The 16,880-nt window shown below is 73.9% G+C and carries 15 protein-coding genes; 4 read left to right on the forward strand and 11 right to left on the reverse strand.

Annotated elements, in window-relative coordinates; genetic code table 11:
* Nucleotides 1-568: 568 nt before the first annotated feature.
* Entirely contained in the window at nucleotides 569-1,576 is a 1,008-nt protein-coding gene (gene trpS / locus ACFYU9_RS20690) for a tryptophan--tRNA ligase (protein ID WP_389345665.1), read from the forward strand.
* Here the strand turns inward: trpS and ACFYU9_RS20695 are convergent.
* On the reverse strand, nucleotides 1,534-2,568 hold the full coding sequence (locus ACFYU9_RS20695; RefSeq protein ID WP_389345666.1) for a GlxA family transcriptional regulator: 1,035 nt from the start codon (nucleotides 2,566-2,568) through the stop codon (nucleotides 1,534-1,536). The genes trpS and ACFYU9_RS20695 overlap by 43 nt on opposite strands.
* A 111-nt stretch (nucleotides 2,569-2,679) precedes the next feature.
* On the opposite strand from ACFYU9_RS20695, the gene ACFYU9_RS20700 reads away from it, so the two are divergent.
* Nucleotides 2,680-3,270 (forward strand): cysteine hydrolase family protein, encoded by a 591-nt coding sequence (locus ACFYU9_RS20700; RefSeq protein WP_389211529.1) that lies wholly within the window; start codon nucleotides 2,680-2,682, stop codon nucleotides 3,268-3,270.
* 15 nt (nucleotides 3,271-3,285) lie between these two features.
* Here ACFYU9_RS20700 and proC read toward each other — a convergent pair whose 3' ends face one another.
* The 5 genes from proC to ACFYU9_RS20725 form a co-directional block, all read right to left on the reverse strand.
* A complete protein-coding gene (proC, locus tag ACFYU9_RS20705; RefSeq protein WP_389211455.1) occupies nucleotides 3,286-4,095 on the reverse strand; it encodes a pyrroline-5-carboxylate reductase in 810 nt (269 codons plus the stop codon).
* A gap of 115 nt (nucleotides 4,096-4,210) precedes the next feature.
* Nucleotides 4,211-4,948, reverse strand: coding sequence for an ABC transporter permease (locus tag ACFYU9_RS20710; protein ID WP_389211453.1), 738 nt, complete (start codon nucleotides 4,946-4,948; stop codon nucleotides 4,211-4,213).
* The gene (locus ACFYU9_RS20715; RefSeq protein ID WP_389345667.1) at nucleotides 4,945-5,745 is read right to left on the reverse strand and encodes an ABC transporter ATP-binding protein; all 801 of its coding nucleotides are present in this window, start codon (nucleotides 5,743-5,745) and stop codon (nucleotides 4,945-4,947) included. Before ACFYU9_RS20715 ends, ACFYU9_RS20710 begins: the two co-directional genes overlap by 4 nt.
* Nucleotides 5,746-5,850: 105 nt before the next feature.
* Nucleotides 5,851-6,351 (reverse strand): hypothetical protein, encoded by a 501-nt coding sequence (locus ACFYU9_RS20720; protein ID WP_389211449.1) that lies wholly within the window; start codon nucleotides 6,349-6,351, stop codon nucleotides 5,851-5,853.
* A 45-nt stretch (nucleotides 6,352-6,396) separates the two neighbouring features.
* Entirely contained in the window at nucleotides 6,397-6,726 is a 330-nt protein-coding gene (locus tag ACFYU9_RS20725) for an SH3 domain-containing protein (protein ID WP_389211448.1), read from the reverse strand.
* 128 nt (nucleotides 6,727-6,854) lie between these two features.
* On the opposite strand from ACFYU9_RS20725, the gene ACFYU9_RS20730 reads away from it, so the two are divergent.
* Nucleotides 6,855-9,029, forward strand: coding sequence for a PQQ-binding-like beta-propeller repeat protein (locus ACFYU9_RS20730; protein WP_389345668.1), 2,175 nt, complete (start codon nucleotides 6,855-6,857; stop codon nucleotides 9,027-9,029).
* 236 nt (nucleotides 9,030-9,265) lie between these two features.
* Here the strand turns inward: ACFYU9_RS20730 and ilvD are convergent, their stop codons facing one another.
* From ilvD to ACFYU9_RS20750, 4 genes are all read right to left on the reverse strand, one after another.
* Nucleotides 9,266-11,119: a dihydroxy-acid dehydratase gene (gene ilvD, locus ACFYU9_RS20735; RefSeq protein ID WP_389211445.1), complete on the reverse strand. Its 1,854-nt coding sequence runs from the start codon at nucleotides 11,117-11,119 to the stop codon at nucleotides 9,266-9,268.
* A gap of 288 nt (nucleotides 11,120-11,407) precedes the next feature.
* Nucleotides 11,408-12,067: a TetR family transcriptional regulator gene (locus ACFYU9_RS20740; protein WP_389345669.1), complete on the reverse strand. Its 660-nt coding sequence runs from the start codon at nucleotides 12,065-12,067 to the stop codon at nucleotides 11,408-11,410.
* Nucleotides 12,064-12,888: a sugar phosphate isomerase/epimerase family protein gene (locus tag ACFYU9_RS20745; RefSeq protein ID WP_389345670.1), complete on the reverse strand. Its 825-nt coding sequence runs from the start codon at nucleotides 12,886-12,888 to the stop codon at nucleotides 12,064-12,066. Before ACFYU9_RS20745 ends, ACFYU9_RS20740 begins: the two co-directional genes overlap by 4 nt.
* Nucleotides 12,889-13,161: 273 nt before the next feature.
* A complete protein-coding gene (locus ACFYU9_RS20750; protein ID WP_389211440.1) occupies nucleotides 13,162-14,088 on the reverse strand; it encodes a Ppx/GppA family phosphatase in 927 nt (308 codons plus the stop codon).
* A gap of 176 nt (nucleotides 14,089-14,264) precedes the next feature.
* Between ACFYU9_RS20750 and ACFYU9_RS20755 the strand changes: the two genes are divergently transcribed.
* Complete coding sequence (locus ACFYU9_RS20755; RefSeq protein WP_389345901.1) at nucleotides 14,265-15,050, forward strand: hypothetical protein; 786 nt, start codon at nucleotides 14,265-14,267, stop codon at nucleotides 15,048-15,050.
* Here the strand turns inward: ACFYU9_RS20755 and ACFYU9_RS20760 are convergent.
* Nucleotides 15,047-16,807, reverse strand: coding sequence for a hypothetical protein (locus tag ACFYU9_RS20760; RefSeq protein WP_389345672.1), 1,761 nt, complete (start codon nucleotides 16,805-16,807; stop codon nucleotides 15,047-15,049). The two genes, ACFYU9_RS20755 and ACFYU9_RS20760, sit on opposite strands and share 4 nt — an antisense overlap.
* Nucleotides 16,808-16,880 lie beyond the last annotated feature (73 nt).

The following is a 16,880-nucleotide window of genomic DNA, read 5'->3' on the forward strand; positions in this document are numbered from 1 at the left end:
CCGATTTCCTCGGTGCTTTCCGGTCCCTTTTCGACTTTCGTCGTTCCGGGCCCTTCCGGCGGTTCCGACTCTATCAGATCCTTTCGGCGTCTGATTCCCAGTCAGCGGGAGTTGCCTTCCCGGCTGTTGGGCCGTTCCGACGAGTGAGACTTTAGCGGATTCCCTGCCCCCGAAGCTAATCGGCGGCCTGCGTCCGGACTTCGAACGCGGATTCCTCATTTCGCAAAAACACACGGAAACGCAAAGACGGCACGACGAATCGACACCGTCAGGCATGGAGTGGTTCTTGCGGAATGGCTGTCCGGGGCCGACCGGGGTCGGTGCTCACGCTGGACAACTCGGAGAACTGTACGGATCCGGTAATCCCGTGTCAACCCGGGGTCTGGTGGGTAGCCTGGGCGCATGACGACGCATGCGCACACCACCCAGTGGTGGGCCGCCTGACCCGGCGGCCCGCACTCGCGCATGCACACAACGGCCGCCGCCTCGGCGGCCGTTCGCGTATCCCCCTCCGGGAGCCCGGCCGACGAGCCGGCGGCCATCCGACAGGAGAGGGAGAACCAAGGCCATGAAGCGGATCTTCAGTGGGGTCAAGCCGACCGGGCATCTGACGCTGGGGAACTACCTGGGAGCCGTGCGGCGGTGGGTCGAGGTGGACCAGCACCAGGCGGACGCGCTGTTCAGCGTGGTGGACCTGCACGCGCTGACCGTGGAGCACGATCCGGCGCGGGTGACGCGGCTGAGCCGGCAGGCGGCGACGCTGCTGTTGGCGGCCGGGCTGGATCCCGAGCGGTGCACCGTCTTCGTACAGAGTCATGTGGACGAGCACGCGCGGCTCTCCTATCTGATGGAGTGCGTGGCCACGGACGGCGAGATGCGCCGGATGATCCAGTACAAGGAGAAGAGCGTCCGCGCGCGGGAGGCCGGGGAGAGCGTGCGGCTCTCGCTGCTCACGTATCCGGCGCTGATGGCGGCGGACATCCTCGCGTACGGGACGGACGAGGTGCCGGTGGGCGAGGACCAGACGCAGCACGTGGAGCTGGCGCGGGATCTGGCGGTGCGGTTCAACCAGCGCTACGGGCACGTCTTCACGGTGCCGAAGGCAGTGAACCCGGTGGTGGCGGCGCGGGTGATGGACCTGCAGGACCCGGATTCGAAGATGGGGAAGTCGCACGAGAACGGGTCCGGGATCGTCTATCTGCTCGACGACGCGGACAGCGTGCGGCGGAAGGTGATGCGGGCCGTGACGGACAGCGGGCGGGAGGTCGTCTACGACCGGGCGGCGAGTCCGGGGGTGGCGAACCTGCTGGATCTGCTCGCGGCGGCGACCGGCGGGGAGCCGGCCGGGCTGGCCGCGGCCTATGACTCGTACGGGGCCCTGAAGAAGGACACCGCGGAGGCGGTGGTGGAGCTGCTGCGGCCGGTGCGGGAGCGGCACGCGGAGCTGGCGGCGGATCCGGGGTACGTGGCCGGGGTGCTGCGGACGGGCGCCGAGCGGGCGCGCGGGATGGCGCGGCCTGTCGTGGACCGGGCCTACCGGGCGATCGGGCTGTTGCCGGCCGAACCGGCGGTCTGAGGGGAGGACCGGAGGGCGCGGAACGCGGCGCGGTAGTCGCGCGGGCTGGTGGCGAGGTGCGAGGCGAAGTGCTGGCGCATGGTGACCTCGCTGCCGAAGCCCGCGCGGCGGGCCACCTCGGGGAGCGGGTGGTCCGTGCGTTCGAGGAGCTTCTGGGCGGCGGCCACGCGCTGGGCGATGAGCCAGCGGGCGGGCGTGGTGCCGGTGGTGGCCTGGAAGTGGCGGGCGAAGGAGCGGGCGGACATGCCGGCGCGGGCCGCGAGGCTCGCGACGGTGTGCGGCTGGTCGAGGTGGGCGAGGGCGTGGGCGCGTACGGCGGCGAGGGCGTCGGCGTCGCGGTCGGCGCGCGGGGTGGGGTGCTCGATGAACTGGGCCTGGGTGCCGGTGCGGAAGGGAGCGGTGACCATCGAGCGGGCGATGGTGGCGGCGACTTCCGCGCCGTGGGCCGTCCGTACGAGGTGGAGGCAGAGGTCGATGCCGGCGGCCGTGCCGGCGGAGGTCCAGATGCCGGTGTCCTCGATGAAGAGGGCCTCGGGTTCGACGGTGGCCCCGGGGTGGCGGTCGGCGAGGGCGCGGGCGAGGCGCCAGTGGGTGACGGCGCGGCGGCCGTCGAGGAGGCCGGCGCGGCCGAGGACGAAGGCGCCGGCGCAGAGGGAGGCGACGGGGATGCCCGCGCTGTGGGCGCGGCGCAGGGCGTCGAGGACGGGGGTGGGGATGTCGGCGTCGGGGTCCTCGATGCCGGGGACGAGGACGAGGTCGGCGGGGGTGAGGCCGGCGAGCCGGTCGAGCGGGGTGTCGGGGGTGAGGTGGAGGCCGCCGCGGAGGGGGATGGGCAGGGCCGGGTCGGCGGCGGCGCGCAGGAGGGTGAAGGGCGGGACGCCCCGGTCGCGGCGGTCGGTGCCCCAGACCTCGGTGACGACGGAGACGTCGAAGGCACGGATGCCGGGGAAGACGAGGAGGGCGATGCGCTGGGGGGCGCGGGTGGCTGCCATGGGTGCCAGTAAAGCACTGGGTGGCAGTAAGGCATCGATCGATGGCGTTTCTGCCTCTGGGGCGGGAGGGCCCGGGGCAGCAGGATCGTGGTCATGGAGATCACGGAGAACATCAGGGTCGAAGAGAACGCGGCGCTCGTCGTCATCGACGTGCAGCGGGGTTTCGAGGACGAGGAGTTCTGGGGGCGCCGGGACAACCCGGCGGCGGAGGCGAACATCGCCGCCCTGATCGACCGGTGGCAGGAGACCGGGCGGCCGGTCGTCTTCGTACGGCACGACTCGCCGCGCGAGGGTTCGCCGCTGGCGGCCGGGGGCGAGGGCAACGCCTTCAAGGAGTTCGTCGAGGAGCGGCGGGGGAAGGGGCCGGGGCCGGAGCTGCTGGTCACCAAGACGGTGAACTCGGCGTTCTACGGGGAGCCGGACCTGGACGCGTGGCTGAAGGGTGCCGGGATCGGGCAGTTCGTGATCGCCGGGATCCAGACGAACATGTGCAACGAGACGACGGCGCGGATGGGCGGGAACCTCGGTTACGACGTGCTGTTCGCGCTCGACGCGATGCACACCTTCGATCTGGCCGGGCCGTTCGGGTGGCGTCAGTCGGCCGAGGAGCTGACCCGGGCGACGGCGGTGTCGCTGCACGGCGGGAAGTTCGCCCGGGTCGTGACCACGGAGGACGTCCTGAAGGGGACCGTGGCGGAGTAAGCGCTCGGCGAGGGCTCAGCCGTTGCCGGAGGCGAGCTCGCGGCTGCGGTCGCGGGCGGCTTCCAGGGCGGCGATGAGGGCGGCCCGTACCCCGTGGTTCTCCAGCTCGCGGATGGCGGAGATGGTGGTGCCGGCCGGGGAGGTGACGGCCTCGCGGAGCTTGACCGGGTGCTCGCCGCTGTCACGGAGCATCACGGCGGCGCCGATGGCGGCCTGGACGATGAGGTCGTGGGCCTGGGCGCGGGGCAGGCCGAGGAGGATGCCGGCGTCGGTCATGGCCTCGACGAGGTAGTAGAAGTACGCCGGTCCGGAGCCGGAGAGGGCGGTGGCGGCGTCCTGCTGGGACTCGGGGACGCGCAGGGTCTTGCCGACGCCGCCGAAGATCTCCTCGGTGTGGGCGAGGTGCGCGGGGGTGGCGTGGCTGCCGGCGGAGATCACGGACATGCCCTCGTCGACGAGGACGGGCGTGTTGGGCATGACGCGGACGACCGGGGTGCCGGCGGCGAGGCGCTCTTCGATGAAGGCGGTCGGGATGCCGGCGGCGGCGCTGATGACCAGGCGGTCGGTGGCGACGTGCGGGGCGAGTTCGTCGAGGAGCCGGCCCATGTCCTGGGGCTTCACGGCGAGGATGAGGGTGTCGGCGCGCTTGGCGGCGTCGGCGTTGGTGACGGTCTCGACGCCGTAGCGGGCGTGGAGCTCCGCGGCGCGCTCGGCGCGGCGGGCGGTGACCAGGAGGTTGGCGGGGCGCCAGCCGGCGCGGATCATGCCGCTGAGGAGGGCTTCACCGATCTTGCCGGTGCCGAGGACTGCGACGGTCTGGGTCATCGTTCTGTTCACCTCGCCGGAGGGGGCTCCACGTGCAGGGACATCCTCGCACCGTGTCGGCGGCCGGTGCGTGGGGTGTCCAAGGGACGGTCACGCGGTGCGCGTCCGGGGACGGTCAGGCGGTGCGGCGGCGGAGGGTGGCGGCGCCGAGGCCGAGGACGAGGACCGCGCAGCCGGCGACGACGAGGGCGTCCCGTACGAAGGCGGTGGTGACGTCGGTGTGCCGCAGGACCTGATTCATGCCGTCGACGGCGTACGACATGGGCAGCACGTCCGAGATCGCCTCCAGGGCCGGGGCCATCCGGTCGCGCGGGGTGAACAGGCCGCAGAGCAGCAGCTGGGGGAAGATCACGGCCGGCATGAACTGGACGGCCTGGAACTCGGAGGCGGCGAACGCCGAGACGAACAGGCCGAGGGCGGTGCCGAGGAGCGCGTCGAGCAGGGCGACCAGGAGGAGCAGCCAGGGCGAGCCGATGACGTCGAGGCCGAGGAACCACACGGCGAGGCCGGTGGCGAGGACGGACTGGACGACGGCGACGAGGCCGAAGGCGAGCGCGTAGCCGGCGATGAGGTCGCCCTTGGCCAGCGGCATGGCGAGGAGGCGTTCGAGGGTGCCGGAGGTGCGTTCGCGCAGGGTGGCGATGGACGTCACCAGGAACATCGTGATGAGCGGGAAGATGCCGAGGAGCGAGGCGCCGATGGCGTCGAACGTCTGCGGGCTGCCGTCGAAGACGTAGCGGAGCAGGAAGAGCATCAGGCACGGCACGAGCAGCATCAGGGCGATCGACCGCGGGTCGTGGCGGAGCTGGCGCAGCACGCGGGCGGCGGTGGCGAGGGTGCGGGCGCCGTTCATCGGCCCTCCTGGTTGCTGATCCGGGCGCGGGCGCGGGCGGCCGCGGAGTCGACGAGGTGGAGGAACGCCTCCTCGACGGTGGCGGTGTCGTTGCGCTGGCGCAGGGCCTCGGGGGTGTCCTCGGCGAGGAGCTCGCCCTCGCGGAGCAGGAGCAGCCGGTGGCAGCGCTCGGCCTCGTCCATGACGTGGGAGGAGACGAGGAGCGTGGTGCCCCGGTCGGCGGCGATGCGGTGGAAGAGGTCCCACAGGTCGCGGCGGAGTACGGGGTCGAGGCCGACGGTCGGTTCGTCGAGGACGAGCAGTTCGGGGGTGCCGAGCAGGGCGACGGCGAGCGAGGCGCGGCTGCGCTGGCCGCCGGAGAGCCGGCCGGCGAGGGCGTGCGCGTGGGAGGCGAGGTCGACGTCCTCGACGGCCCGGTCGACGGCGGCGCGGCGCTCGGCGCGGTGGGCGCGGCCGGGCAGCAGGACGGAGGCGAAGTAGGCGAGGTTCTGCTCGACGGTGAGGTCGTCGTAGACGGACGGCGCCTGGGTGACGTAGCCGATGCGGGCACGCAGGGCGGGGTCGCCGGCGGGGCGGCCGAGGACGTCGAGGGTGCCGGTGACCTTGGCCTGGGTGCCGACGATCGCGCGCATGAGGGTGGTCTTGCCGCAGCCGGAGGGGCCGAGGAGGCCGGTGATGCGGCCGCGGGGCACGGTGAAGCCGAGGCCGCGCAGGACGGTGCGGTCGCCGCGGACGACGGTGAGGCCGGAGGCGGTGATGGCGCCGTCGACCGGGTCGCCGACCGCTTTATTCATCATGTGATGAATAGTGGGCCCGGGGGTGCCGTCCGTCAAGGACCGCGGAGCCCCTGACCGCTCAGGACACCTCCAGGGCCTGTCCGGCGGATCAGGGTCGGACAGGCCCTAGCGCTTGGGCTTCTTGCGCTGGGACGGGTTGCCGGTACGGCCCGCGCGGCGCTTCTCGAACTGGGCGCGGGCGGTCTCGTACTCCGTGCGGCGCAGCTTCTCGCCGGGCGCCTCGGTCAGCGAGCGGAAGAAGTAGGCGAGCAGCGAGCCGATGAAGCCGATCGCCTTCACGCTGCGCAGCGCGTCCTCGCGGGCCGGGTCGGCCGGCCGGCGGGAGAAGCCCTCCCAGGTCCTGCGGAAGGCGATGGCGCTGCAGATCGCGAACATGACGACGACCAGGACGCTGACGAAGCCGCCGACCTCGGCGATCTCCAGGCCCTGGTACGCGAAGCGCAGCGCGAGACAGCCGGCGGCCGCGGCGACGAGCGAGCCGGCGGCGACGGCGGCGCGGCGCAGCCCGTAGTGGCCGCTGTGGTCCAGCCAGGTCGTCCCGAAGAAGCGGATGTCCTCGGGGAGGGGGCCGGCGGGCGTCTTCTCAGTGCGGTCGTCGTCGCTCACGAGGTCGATTATCGCGCTGTGGCGTGAGCGACGACGGATTCCGGGTCAGGAGCAGCGCGGGGCCACGTAGCCGTCGCTGCCGGTCCTCACGTACGCGTCGGAGACGAACTCGCCGTCGGCGATGTTGTCCCAGATGTTCGTGGTGCCGTACGGGCCGCTGACCCACTCGCCCGGCGACTGGCAGTAGATCGAGACCGTCGCGCCCATCGGCAGCGTGCGGATGATGCGGTACTTGGTGCCCGGGCCGGAGCGGACGTTCAGCCGGCAGTTCGGCGCGGTCGGGTACCGGCCGTCCGCGGCCAGTGCCTGGACGGACGCTTCGGCGGACAACGCCGAGGCCCGGGACTCGGACTGTGACGACTCGTCAATGGACATGAGAGACCTCCCCCGTTCGGACGACGCGCGCAGGCTACCAAGCCATGTCCGGATTCGATGCGTCATGGTCTAGGCTCCGTGCGTCGTGCGCGCGCACGACGCTGACGGGGAATACACGGGGTGGGGCAATGCCACCGTTGCGCGAAACCGGTGTCGGCCGGGACGCGGAAGATCCGGAGTACGCGGGCGAGTACCGGCTGGGGGCCGTTCTCGGGTCCGGCGGCATGGGCATCGTCCGGCTGGCCCGGTCCGCCTCCGGGCTGAGGCTCGCGGTCAAGATCGTCCACAGCACGTACGCGTCGGACCCCGAGTTCCGGGCCCGGTTCCGGCAGGAGGTCAGCGCGGCGCGGCGGGTGAGCGGCGCGTTCACGGCGCCGGTCGTCGACGCCGACCCGGACGCGCCGCGGCCCTGGATGGCCACGCTGTACGTGCCCGGTCCGACGCTCGCCGAACAGGTCAAGCGGAACGGCCCGCTGAGCCCCGCCGAGCTGCGCCGGCTCACCGCCGGGCTCGCGGAGGCACTGCGCGACATCCACCGGGCCGGGGTGGTGCACCGGGACCTCAAGCCGGGCAACGTGCTGCTCACCGACGGCGGGCCGAAGGTCATCGACTTCGGCATCTCGCGGCCGGCCGACAGCGATCTGCGCACGGAGACGGGCAAGCTGATCGGCTCGCCGCCGTTCATGGCGCCGGAGCAGTTCCAGCGGCCCCGCCAGGTCGGTCCCGCGGCGGACGTCTTCGCGCTCGGCTCGGTGCTCGTGCACGCGGCGACCGGGCGCGGGCCGTTCGACTCCGACAGCCCGTACATCGTGGCGTACCAGGTCGTTCACGACGAGCCGGATCTGACGGACGTTCCGCAGGAGCTGACGCCGCTCGTCGCGCGCTGTCTGGCCAAGGAGCCGGCGGAGCGGCCGACGCCGGACGAGATCATGGCGGCGCTGCTGCCGCCGTCGTACGAGGCGGCGGCGTTCATACCGGCGCAGCGCAGGGCCCCCTCGTCGGTGGCGCCGGCGGAGGGAAGCCGGGACACCGACACCCGGGCGCTCAGGGCCTCGGGCGCCGGCCCCGGCCCCGCCACCGAGACCGTCGAGGCCCCGCCTCGCCCCCGTCGCCGGCGGCCGCTCACCGTCGTGGCCGCGGCCGTGCTCGCCGCGCTGACCGCGGGCGGCGTCCTGCTGGCCGTGCAGCACGGCCGGGACGGCGACCGTGACGAGGACCGGGCCCAGCGGACGGCCGCGACGCGCCCGCTCGACAGCTGGCGGACCTCGCTGCCCGGCACGGGCGGGTCGGCGCCGGCCTGCGCCGCCGGCGACGGCGCGCTGTTCTGCGCCGCGGGCGGCTCGGCCACGGCCCGGCTCGACGCCCGGACCGGCAAGGTGAGCTGGTCGCAGCCGAACCGCTCGGCCGACGACGGGACCGCCGCCGTGCCCGTGTTCGCCGGCGGACTGCTCGGGACGGCCGGGGACGACCGCTACGCCACCGTCGACCCCCGCACCGGGAAGCCCGGGTGGAGCACCGGCATGTCGGCGTACGGGGCCGATCTGCGCCCGGCCGGGGACACCCTGCTCCTCGGCTCGCCGTCCGGCACGGTGGCCGCCCTCGACGCCGCGACGGGCCGGCGGCTGTGGCGCCACCCGCTGCACGGGCACACGGCCCCGCGCCTCGGCCCCTACGACCCGGCGAGCGGCCTCGTGCACGTCTTCGAGGCGGAGACGTACGGCACGTACACGCTGGTCAGCTCGGTACGCGCGAAGAGCGGCGAGGTCGTCCACCAGCGCCGCCTGCCCGGGGACCTCTTCCCGGGCGCGACGGGCACGGACGGCACGCTCTACCTGACGTCCCAGCGGCGCGAGGGCCTGACCGACGCGGTCGTGCGCTACGACGTGGCGCGCGGGACCACGAACCGGGTGCCGCTGCCGTTCCGGATGGACGGACCGCGGATCGCCGTCCACGACGGCGTGGTCTACCTGCTCGGGCGCACCGGTGCGCTCGTCGCCGTCGACACGGCCGTCGACGGCGGCCGCCGGCTCTGGCAGCTGGAGACCGCCGCCGGACGGGTCTCTCCTCCGGTCCTCTCCGGCGACGGCAGCCGGCTCTACTTCTCCACCGCCGACGGGCGCCTGCTCGCCGTCGACACGGCCCGCGGGGTACTGCTCGGCCAGACCGGGGCCCGGCTCCGCAACGGCGAACTCGGCTTCCCGGCCTCCGTCCCGGCGCCCGTCGCGACGGGCGACCGTGTGTACGGAACGGCGCCGGACGGCTCGGTGTTCGCGCTCGACGGCCGGGACGCGGCGGAGTGGTGAGTAGCGGAGTGGTGAGCGGCGGAGTGGTGAGTAGCGGCGAGTAGCGCCGGGAGACCGGCACGGTCCGGTCTCCGGCGCGCCGGGGCGGCACACGGCCGAGCCACCACCCCGGGTGGCTTCGGTCGGGGAGCGGCGGCCCGTGGGCGCCGCCCGCGAACGTCGAACGGCGGCCCGGGAGGGAATCCCGGGCCGCCGTCCGGCGGAGTGGTGCGCGGCGGGGCCGTGCGGCTCCGTCGTCAGCCCAGCTTCGACACGTCCCGCACCGCGCCCTTGTCCGCGCTCGTCGCCATCGCCGCGTAGGCGCGCAGCGCCGCCGTGACCTTGCGTTCGCGGTTCTTCGGGGCGTAGACGCCGCCGAGGGCCTCGCGGCGGGCGGCGAGGGTGGCGTCGTCGACGAGGAGCTCGATGGCGCGGGTGGGGATGTCGATGCGGATGCGGTCGCCGTCCTCGACGAGGGCGATGGTGCCGCCGGAGGCGGCCTCCGGGGAGGCGTGGCCGATGGAGAGGCCGGAGGTGCCGCCGGAGAAGCGGCCGTCGGTGACGAGGGCGCAGGTCTTGCCGAGGCCGCGGCCCTTGAGGAAGGAGGTGGGGTAGAGCATCTCCTGCATGCCGGGGCCGCCGCGCGGGCCCTCGTAGCGGATGACGACGACGTCGCCGTCCTTGACCTGCTTGTTGAGGATCTTCTCGACGGCCTCTTCCTGCGACTCGCAGACCACGGCCGGGCCCTCGAAGGTCCAGATGGACGCGTCGACGCCGGCGGTCTTGACCACGCAGCCGTCGACGGCCAGGTTGCCGCGCAGGACCGCGAGGCCGCCGTCCTGGGAGTAGGCGTGGGCGGCGTCGCGGATGCAGCCGCCCTCGGCGTCCACGTCCAGGGTGTCCCAGCGCTCGGACTGGGAGAAGGCGGTGGCGGAGCGGACGCAGCCCGGGGCGGCGTGCCAGAGCTCGACGGCCTCCTCGGAGGGGGAGCCGCCGCGGACGTCCCAGTTCTTCAGCCAGTCGGCGAGGGACGGGCTGTGGACGGCGTGGACGTCCTCGTTGAGCAGGCCGGCGCGGTGCAGCTCGCCGAGGATGGCGGGGATGCCGCCGGCCCGGTGGACGTCCTCCATGTAGTACGTGCCACGGGGCGCGACGTTCGGCGCGACCTTGGCCAGGCAGGGCACGCGGCGCGAGATGGCGTCCATGTCGGCCAGGCCGTAGTCGAGCTCGGCCTCCTGGGCGGCGGCGAGCAGGTGGAGGATCGTGTTGGTGGAGCCGCCCATGGCGATGTCGAGGGCCATGGCGTTCTCGAAGGCCGCGCGGGTGGCGATGTTGCGCGGCAGGACGGAGGCGTCGTCCTCGTCGTAGTAGCGCCGCGTGATGTCGACGACGGTGCGGGCGGCGGTCTCGTACAGCGCGCGCCGCGAGGTGTGGGTGGCGAGGACGGAGCCGTTGCCGGGCAGGGAGAGGCCGATGGCCTCGGTCAGGCAGTTCATCGAGTTGGCGGTGAACATGCCGGAACACGACCCGCAGGTCGGACAGGCGTTCTCCTCGATGCGGAGGATGTCCTCGTCCGACACCTTGTCGTTGACGGCCTCGGAGATCGCGTCGACCAGGTCGAGCGTGCGGACCGTGCCGTCGACGAGCGTCGCGCGGCCGGACTCCATGGGGCCGCCGGAGACGAAGACGGTCGGGATGTTCAGCCGCAGGGCCGCCATCAGCATGCCCGGGGTGATCTTGTCGCAATTGGAGATGCAGATCAGGGCGTCGGCGCAGTGCGCCTCCACCATGTACTCCACGCTGTCCGCGATCAGGTCGCGCGAGGGCAGCGAGTAGAGCATGCCGCCGTGGCCCATGGCGATGCCGTCGTCGACGGCGATCGTGTTGAACTCGCGGGCGATGCCGCCGGCGGCCGTGATGGCCTCGGAGACGATCCGGCCCACCGGCTGCAGGTGGGTGTGACCGGGGACGAACTCGGTGAAGGAGTTCGCCACCGCGATGATCGGCTTCCGCCCGATGTCCGCGCCCGGTACACCGGAGGCGCGCATAAGGGCGCGTGCGCCCGCCATGTTGCGGCCGTGGGTGACTGTGCGGGACCTCAGCTCGGGCATCGTCGCTCGCTCCTCGTGACGGGTGTGCTTGCAGTCGAGCGTACGCTTCGACTCCAAGATCTGGACAACCATGTCCATATTGCGGACGCTCTGCTCAGCCTACGGGCAGTCGTCAGTGGTCAGGTGTCAGTGGTCAGGTGTCAGCGGCCGGCAGGTCACCGGCCAGTAGGTCGGCCGGCGCGCCAGCGGCCGGCGGGTCAACGGCCGTCAGGCCAGCGGCCGGCGCGTCAACGGCTGGCGCGTCAACGGCCGGCGGGTCAACGGCCGGCCGTTGGCGGCGCTCGGGCGTCAGGGCTGCGTCAGGTACCGCTGCAGCGTCGGCGACACCTGCGCCACGATCTCCTCCGGGTCCGCCGACGCCAGCGGCTCCACCCGGATCACGTACCGCAGGATCGCGATCCCGATCATGTGCGAGGCCGCCAGCTCCGCGCGCAGCTTCGGCTCCGGTACGTCCAGCTCCCCCGCGATCCGCTCCAGGAGCCGCCGCAGCACGAAGCCCCGCAGCACCTTCGCCGCCGCCTCGTGCGTCAGCGCCGAGCGGATCACCGCGAGGAGCGGGGCGCGCGTCGCCGGGTTCTCCCAGACGCCGATGAAGAAGCGGGCCAGGCGCTCGCCGATCTCCTCGCGCGGGCCCGTGACGATCGCCGGGACGACCGCCGCCGGCTCGAACGACACCTCGATCGCCGCCGCGAAGACCTCGTCCTTCGTCCCGTAGTAGTGGTGCACGAGCGCCGGGTCGACCCCGGCGGCCTTCGCGATGCCGCGGACGGAGGTCTTGTCGTACCCCTTCTCCGCGAACAGCTCCCGTGCCGCCCGGAGGATCCGCTCCCGCGCGCCCGGTCCGCCCTCGTCCGCGGTCGTGCGGGAGGGCCGGCCGCGGCGGCGAGGGGCTTCTCCGGCCGGACCCGCCGGGTCGGGATGTGCCGCGCCCTCGGAACCGTCGCTCACGCGTGCGTGCCCCGCGAGGCAGCCGCCAGGTGGAGCCGGGTGAAGGCCAGCGCCTCCGCGAGGTCGGCCTCGCGTTCGGCGGAGGACATCGCGCGGCGGGTGTTGACCTCTATGACGACATGGCCGTCGTAGCCGCGGTGCGCGAGCCCTTCGAGCAGCTCCGCGCACGGCTGGGTGCCCCGGCCCGGCACCAGGTGCTCGTCCTTCGCCGAGCCGCGCCCGTCGGCGAGGTGGACGTGGCCGAGCCGGTCGCCCATCCGGTCGACCATGGCGAGGGTGTCGGTGCGCGCGGTCGCCGTGTGCGAGAGGTCGATCGTGAAGTGCCGGTAGTCGTCCTTGGTGACGTCCCAGTCGGGGGCGTAGGCGAGCATCTCGCGGTCCTTGTACCGCCACGGGTACATGTTCTCCACGGCGAAGCGGACGTCCGTCTCGTCCGCCATCCGCCAGATGCCGGTCACGAAGTCCCGCGCGTACTGCCGCTGCCAGCGGAACGGCGGGTGCACGACCACGGTCGACGCGCCGAGCTTCTCGCCCGCCGCCCGCGCGCGCTGGAGCTTGACCCACGGGTCGGTGGACCAGACGCGCTGGGTGATCAGGAGGCAGGGGGCGTGCACGGCGAGGATCGGGACCTGGTGGTGGTCCGAGAGCCGGCGCAGCGCCTCGATGTCCTGGCTGACCGGATCGGTCCACACCATGACCTCGACGCCGTCGTAACCGAGGCGCGCGGCGACCTCGAAGGCCGTCGCCGTCGACTCCGGATAGACCGAGGCCGTCGACAGGGCGACCTTCGCATCCGGGATGCGCACCGCTGGTTCTGCCACGGAGACAGGGTACGGGGCCCGCCTGGGGGCCGGGGCGTGGTTCCGGTCACCCCCGGGCCGCCCGGCGGCCGGCCCGCGGTAGCCCGGCGGCCGTCGCGGTCGGCGCGTGAGCCGGACCGCACGACGCCTGGGGTCGGTCACGGCCCAGAGGACGCCGCCTCCGTTCCGTAACCGGACCGCACGACGCCCGGGTCGGTCACGGCCGACGAGGACGCCGCCCCGTCCCGTACACACGCCGTCGCGCGCACCTCCCGCCCGTGCGCCCCCTCCCCGTCACGGCAGGTGGTCGAGCCTCCGCAGGATCACGCCCTCGCGCAGCGCCCACGGGCAGATCTCCAGCTCGTCCACCCCGAACAGGTCCATCGCGCCCTCGGCGACCAGCGCGCCCGCGAGCAGCTGGCCGGCGCGGCCCTCGGAGACGCCCGGGAGGGCGGCGCGCTCGGCGACGGTCATCGCGGCGAGGCGCGGGACCCACTCCTCCAGCGACTTCCGGGACAGGTTCCGCTGGACGTAGAGGCCGAAGCCGGAGCCGGGCGCGCCCGCGATGCGCGCGAGCTGCTTGAAGGTCTTGGAGGTGGCCACGACGTGGTCCGGGGTGCCGAAGCGGCTGAACTCGCCGACCGTACGGGCGATCTGCGCGCGGACGTGGCGGCGCAGCGCCTTCACGTCGGCCGGGTCCGCCGGGTCGCCGGGCAGCCAGCCGGAGGTGAGGCGGCCGGCGCCGAGCGGCAGGGAGACGGCGGTGTCGGGCTCCTCGTCGATGCCGAAGGCGACCTCCAGGGATCCGCCGCCGATGTCGAGGAGGAAGAGCTTGCCCGAGGACCAGCCGAACCAGCGGCGGGCGGCCAGGAAGGTGAGCCGGGCCTCCTCCTCGCCGCTGAGCACCTGGAGCGCGATGCCCGTCTCCTCGTACACCTGGTGGAGCACGGCGTCGGCGTTGCTGGCCTCGCGGACCGCCGAGGTGGCGAACGGCAGCACCTCCTCGCAGCCCTTGTCCTCGGCGGCGGTCAGCGCGTCGCGGACCGTGTCGATGAGCCGCCGGACGCCCGCGTCGGCGATGGCACCGCGCTCGTCGAGCAGCTCGGCGAGGCGCAGCTCCGCCTTGTGGGAGTGGGCGGGCAGCGGACGGGCGCCGGGGTGGGCGTCCACCACCAGCAGGTGCACTGTGTTCGAACCGACGTCGAGGACTCCGAGTCTCATGGACGAAACGCTACTGCGCGCGCCCGCATACCCTTGGTCTTGTGCCAAAGACGAAAAAGGTCAAGCCGGGCAAAGAGAGCGCGGAGACGGCCGTGACGGATGCCACCGAGGACGCCCCGAAGGACGCCCCGAAGGACGCCGCCAGGCAGGCGAGGGTCTCCCACGCCGCCAAGGCGGTGAAGAAGCGGGCGAAGGGCAAGGACAAGGACCAGGAGCCCGACGAGAAGGGCCTGGACTTCCCGCGCGCCTGGGTGGAGTTCGCCGACCCCGAGGACGAGGAGCAGGTCTACCGCTGTGACCTGACCTGGCTCACCTCCCGCTGGACCTGCATCTTCGGCAACGGCTGCCAGGGCATCCAGGAGGGGCGCGCGGACGACGGCTGCTGCACGCTGGGCGCGCACTTCTCCGACGAGGACGACGAGAAGCGGGTCGCCGCGCACGTCGCCCGGCTCACGCCCGAGCTGTGGCAGTTCCACGACGTCGGCACGGAGTCGGGCTGGGTGCAGCTCGACGAGGACGGCGACCGCCAGACCCGCCGCTGGAAGGGCTCCTGCATCTTCCAGAACCGTCCCGGTTTCGCGGGCGGCGCCGGCTGCTCGCTGCACATCCTGGCCGTGCAGGAGGGCCGGGAGCCGCTGGAGACCAAGCCGGACGTCTGCTGGCAGCTGCCGGTGCGGCGCACGTACGACTGGATCGAGCGGCCCGACGACACCAAGGTGCTCCAGGTGTCGATCGGCGAGTACGACCGGCGCGGCTGGGGCCCGGGCGGCCACGACCTGCACTGGTACTGCACGACCGCGAGCTCGGCGCACGTCGGCGCGCAGCCGGTGTACGTGTCGTACAAGCCGGAGCTCGTCGAGATGATGGGCAAGGGGGCGTACGAGGTGCTCGTCGGCCTGTGCGAGGCGCGGCTCGCCTCCCAGCTGCCGCTGGTGGCCCCGCACCCCGCCGATCCGGCCTAGCGGGCGGCGGGCGCCGAGCCGCTGTCCGGCGGGGCCGAGTCGGTCGGCGAGGGCGCCGGGTCCGCGGTCGGGTCCGTCGTCGGCTGGCCGCTCGTCGGGGCCGTCGTCGGATCCGTGGTCGGGTCGGTGGTCGGCTCGGTCGTCGACGGTGGCGGCGTGGTCGGCGGTTCGCTGGTGGGCGGCGGGGTCGTCGGGTCCGTGGTGCCCGGCGGCGGGCTGCTGGGCCCGGTCGTCGCCGGGGGCGGCGGGGTCGCCCCGTAGCCGCCGATCCGCACCACCGCGCCCGAGGGGTTGACGCCGACCCGCGCGCTCCAGGCGCCGGCCGGTTCGCGGTGCCGGTCGACGAAGATCCGCACGGTGACCGACTCGCCGGGGCGCAGCGTGCCGGAGGCCCGGCTCACGTACAGCCAGGGCGCGTCCGACCACAGCGACCAGGAGCCGGGCCGTCCGCCCTCGTTGGTGAGGGTGAGCAGGGTCGTCGCGCCGCTGCCGCGCGCGGTGACGGCGATCCGGGCGGCCGCGGGCTGCCCGGGCGGGGTCGGGGCGGCGGGCGCGCCGGGGCTGATCACCTCGACGGACACGTCCGGCGAGCGGCTGCCGCGGGTGAAGCGGGGGTCGGGGTCGGTGCCGGCGTCGCCGGTGTTCTCGTAGCGCTCGTACGGGCCGCCGTCGGCGCCGCCGGCCTGCGCGCCGCCCGGCTCGTCCAGGTCCCGCGCGCTGATCCGCGAGGCGTCGTGCCCCTCCCCGACCGTCACCGGCGTGCCGCGGTACGAGGCCCACAGCGCGAGCACCGGGGCGGCGACGACCGCCGCGACCACGGTGGTGGTGACGGCTCTGGTCCGCATCCGGTCGCGGCGCGCCGCGTGGTCCTTGGGGTCCATCGGGAAGCCCGTCGGCCCGAAGCGCGGGGCGCCGGCCCGGGCGCGCGGGACGTGCAGCATCGCCACGTACGCGGCGGCGCGCGGCGCCTCCACGACGGGCAGCCGGGCGGTGGTGGGCGCGCCCGGCCAGGGCGCGCCGGCGCCCGCGCGTTCGGCGGCGCGGCGGCAGGCCGGGCAGTCGTCGACGTGCCGGACCAGCTCGGCGCGCAGCGCCGCGGACAGCAGCACCTGGTGGTCGCCGGTGAGCCGGGCCACCGTCGGGCAGTCGCCGGTCTCCACGACCGCGAGCGCGGCCCGGGTCCGCTCCACCTCGCAGGCGGCCGAGGAGAGCAGCTCGCGGCAGGCGACCGGGTCGAGCGAGAGCACGGCGGCGACCTCGTGGTGGCCGAGCCCGTGCCGTACGGCCAGTTCGAGGGCCTCGCGCTGCTCCGGTGTGGTGCCGGCCGCCTCGGGCCAGGCGAGCGCGGCCAGCTCGGCCCGGCGCCGCTCGGCCACCTCGGGCGCCACGCGCGGCGGCTCGGGCGCGGCCACGGCGGGCCGGCCGGTGTGCGCGCCGCCCTGCCGCCGGCGCCGCTGCTCGCCGAGGCTCCGCAGACAGGCCCAGCGGGCGAGCGCGTACAGCCAGGCGCGGCGGCCGGGCTCGTCGGAGGGGCAGCGGCCGTGGTGGCGCTCGGCGATCGCGAGGACGTCGCCGAGGACGGCGGTGGCGGTGTCGTGGTCGCACAGCACCGAGAGGCAGTAGGTGAACAGGCCGTCCAGGTACTCCTCGTACCGGGCGGGCGGCCGCTGGCCGGGGGTGCGGGGGCCTCCCCCGGAATTCGTCCGGGGGTGCCCCCAGGTGGGGTGGGTGGGGTGCTCCAGCCTGCTGCTCGTCACCCGGCGACGGTAGGCAGGAGGGAGGGGGGTCTTGGCACCGCTTGCGCGCTTTTAATCCATACGGGTGAAGCGA

The sequence above is a fragment of the Streptomyces sp. NPDC004327 genome (genome assembly GCF_042873935.1).
Taxonomy (GTDB): Bacteria; Actinomycetota; Actinomycetes; order Streptomycetales; family Streptomycetaceae; genus Streptomyces.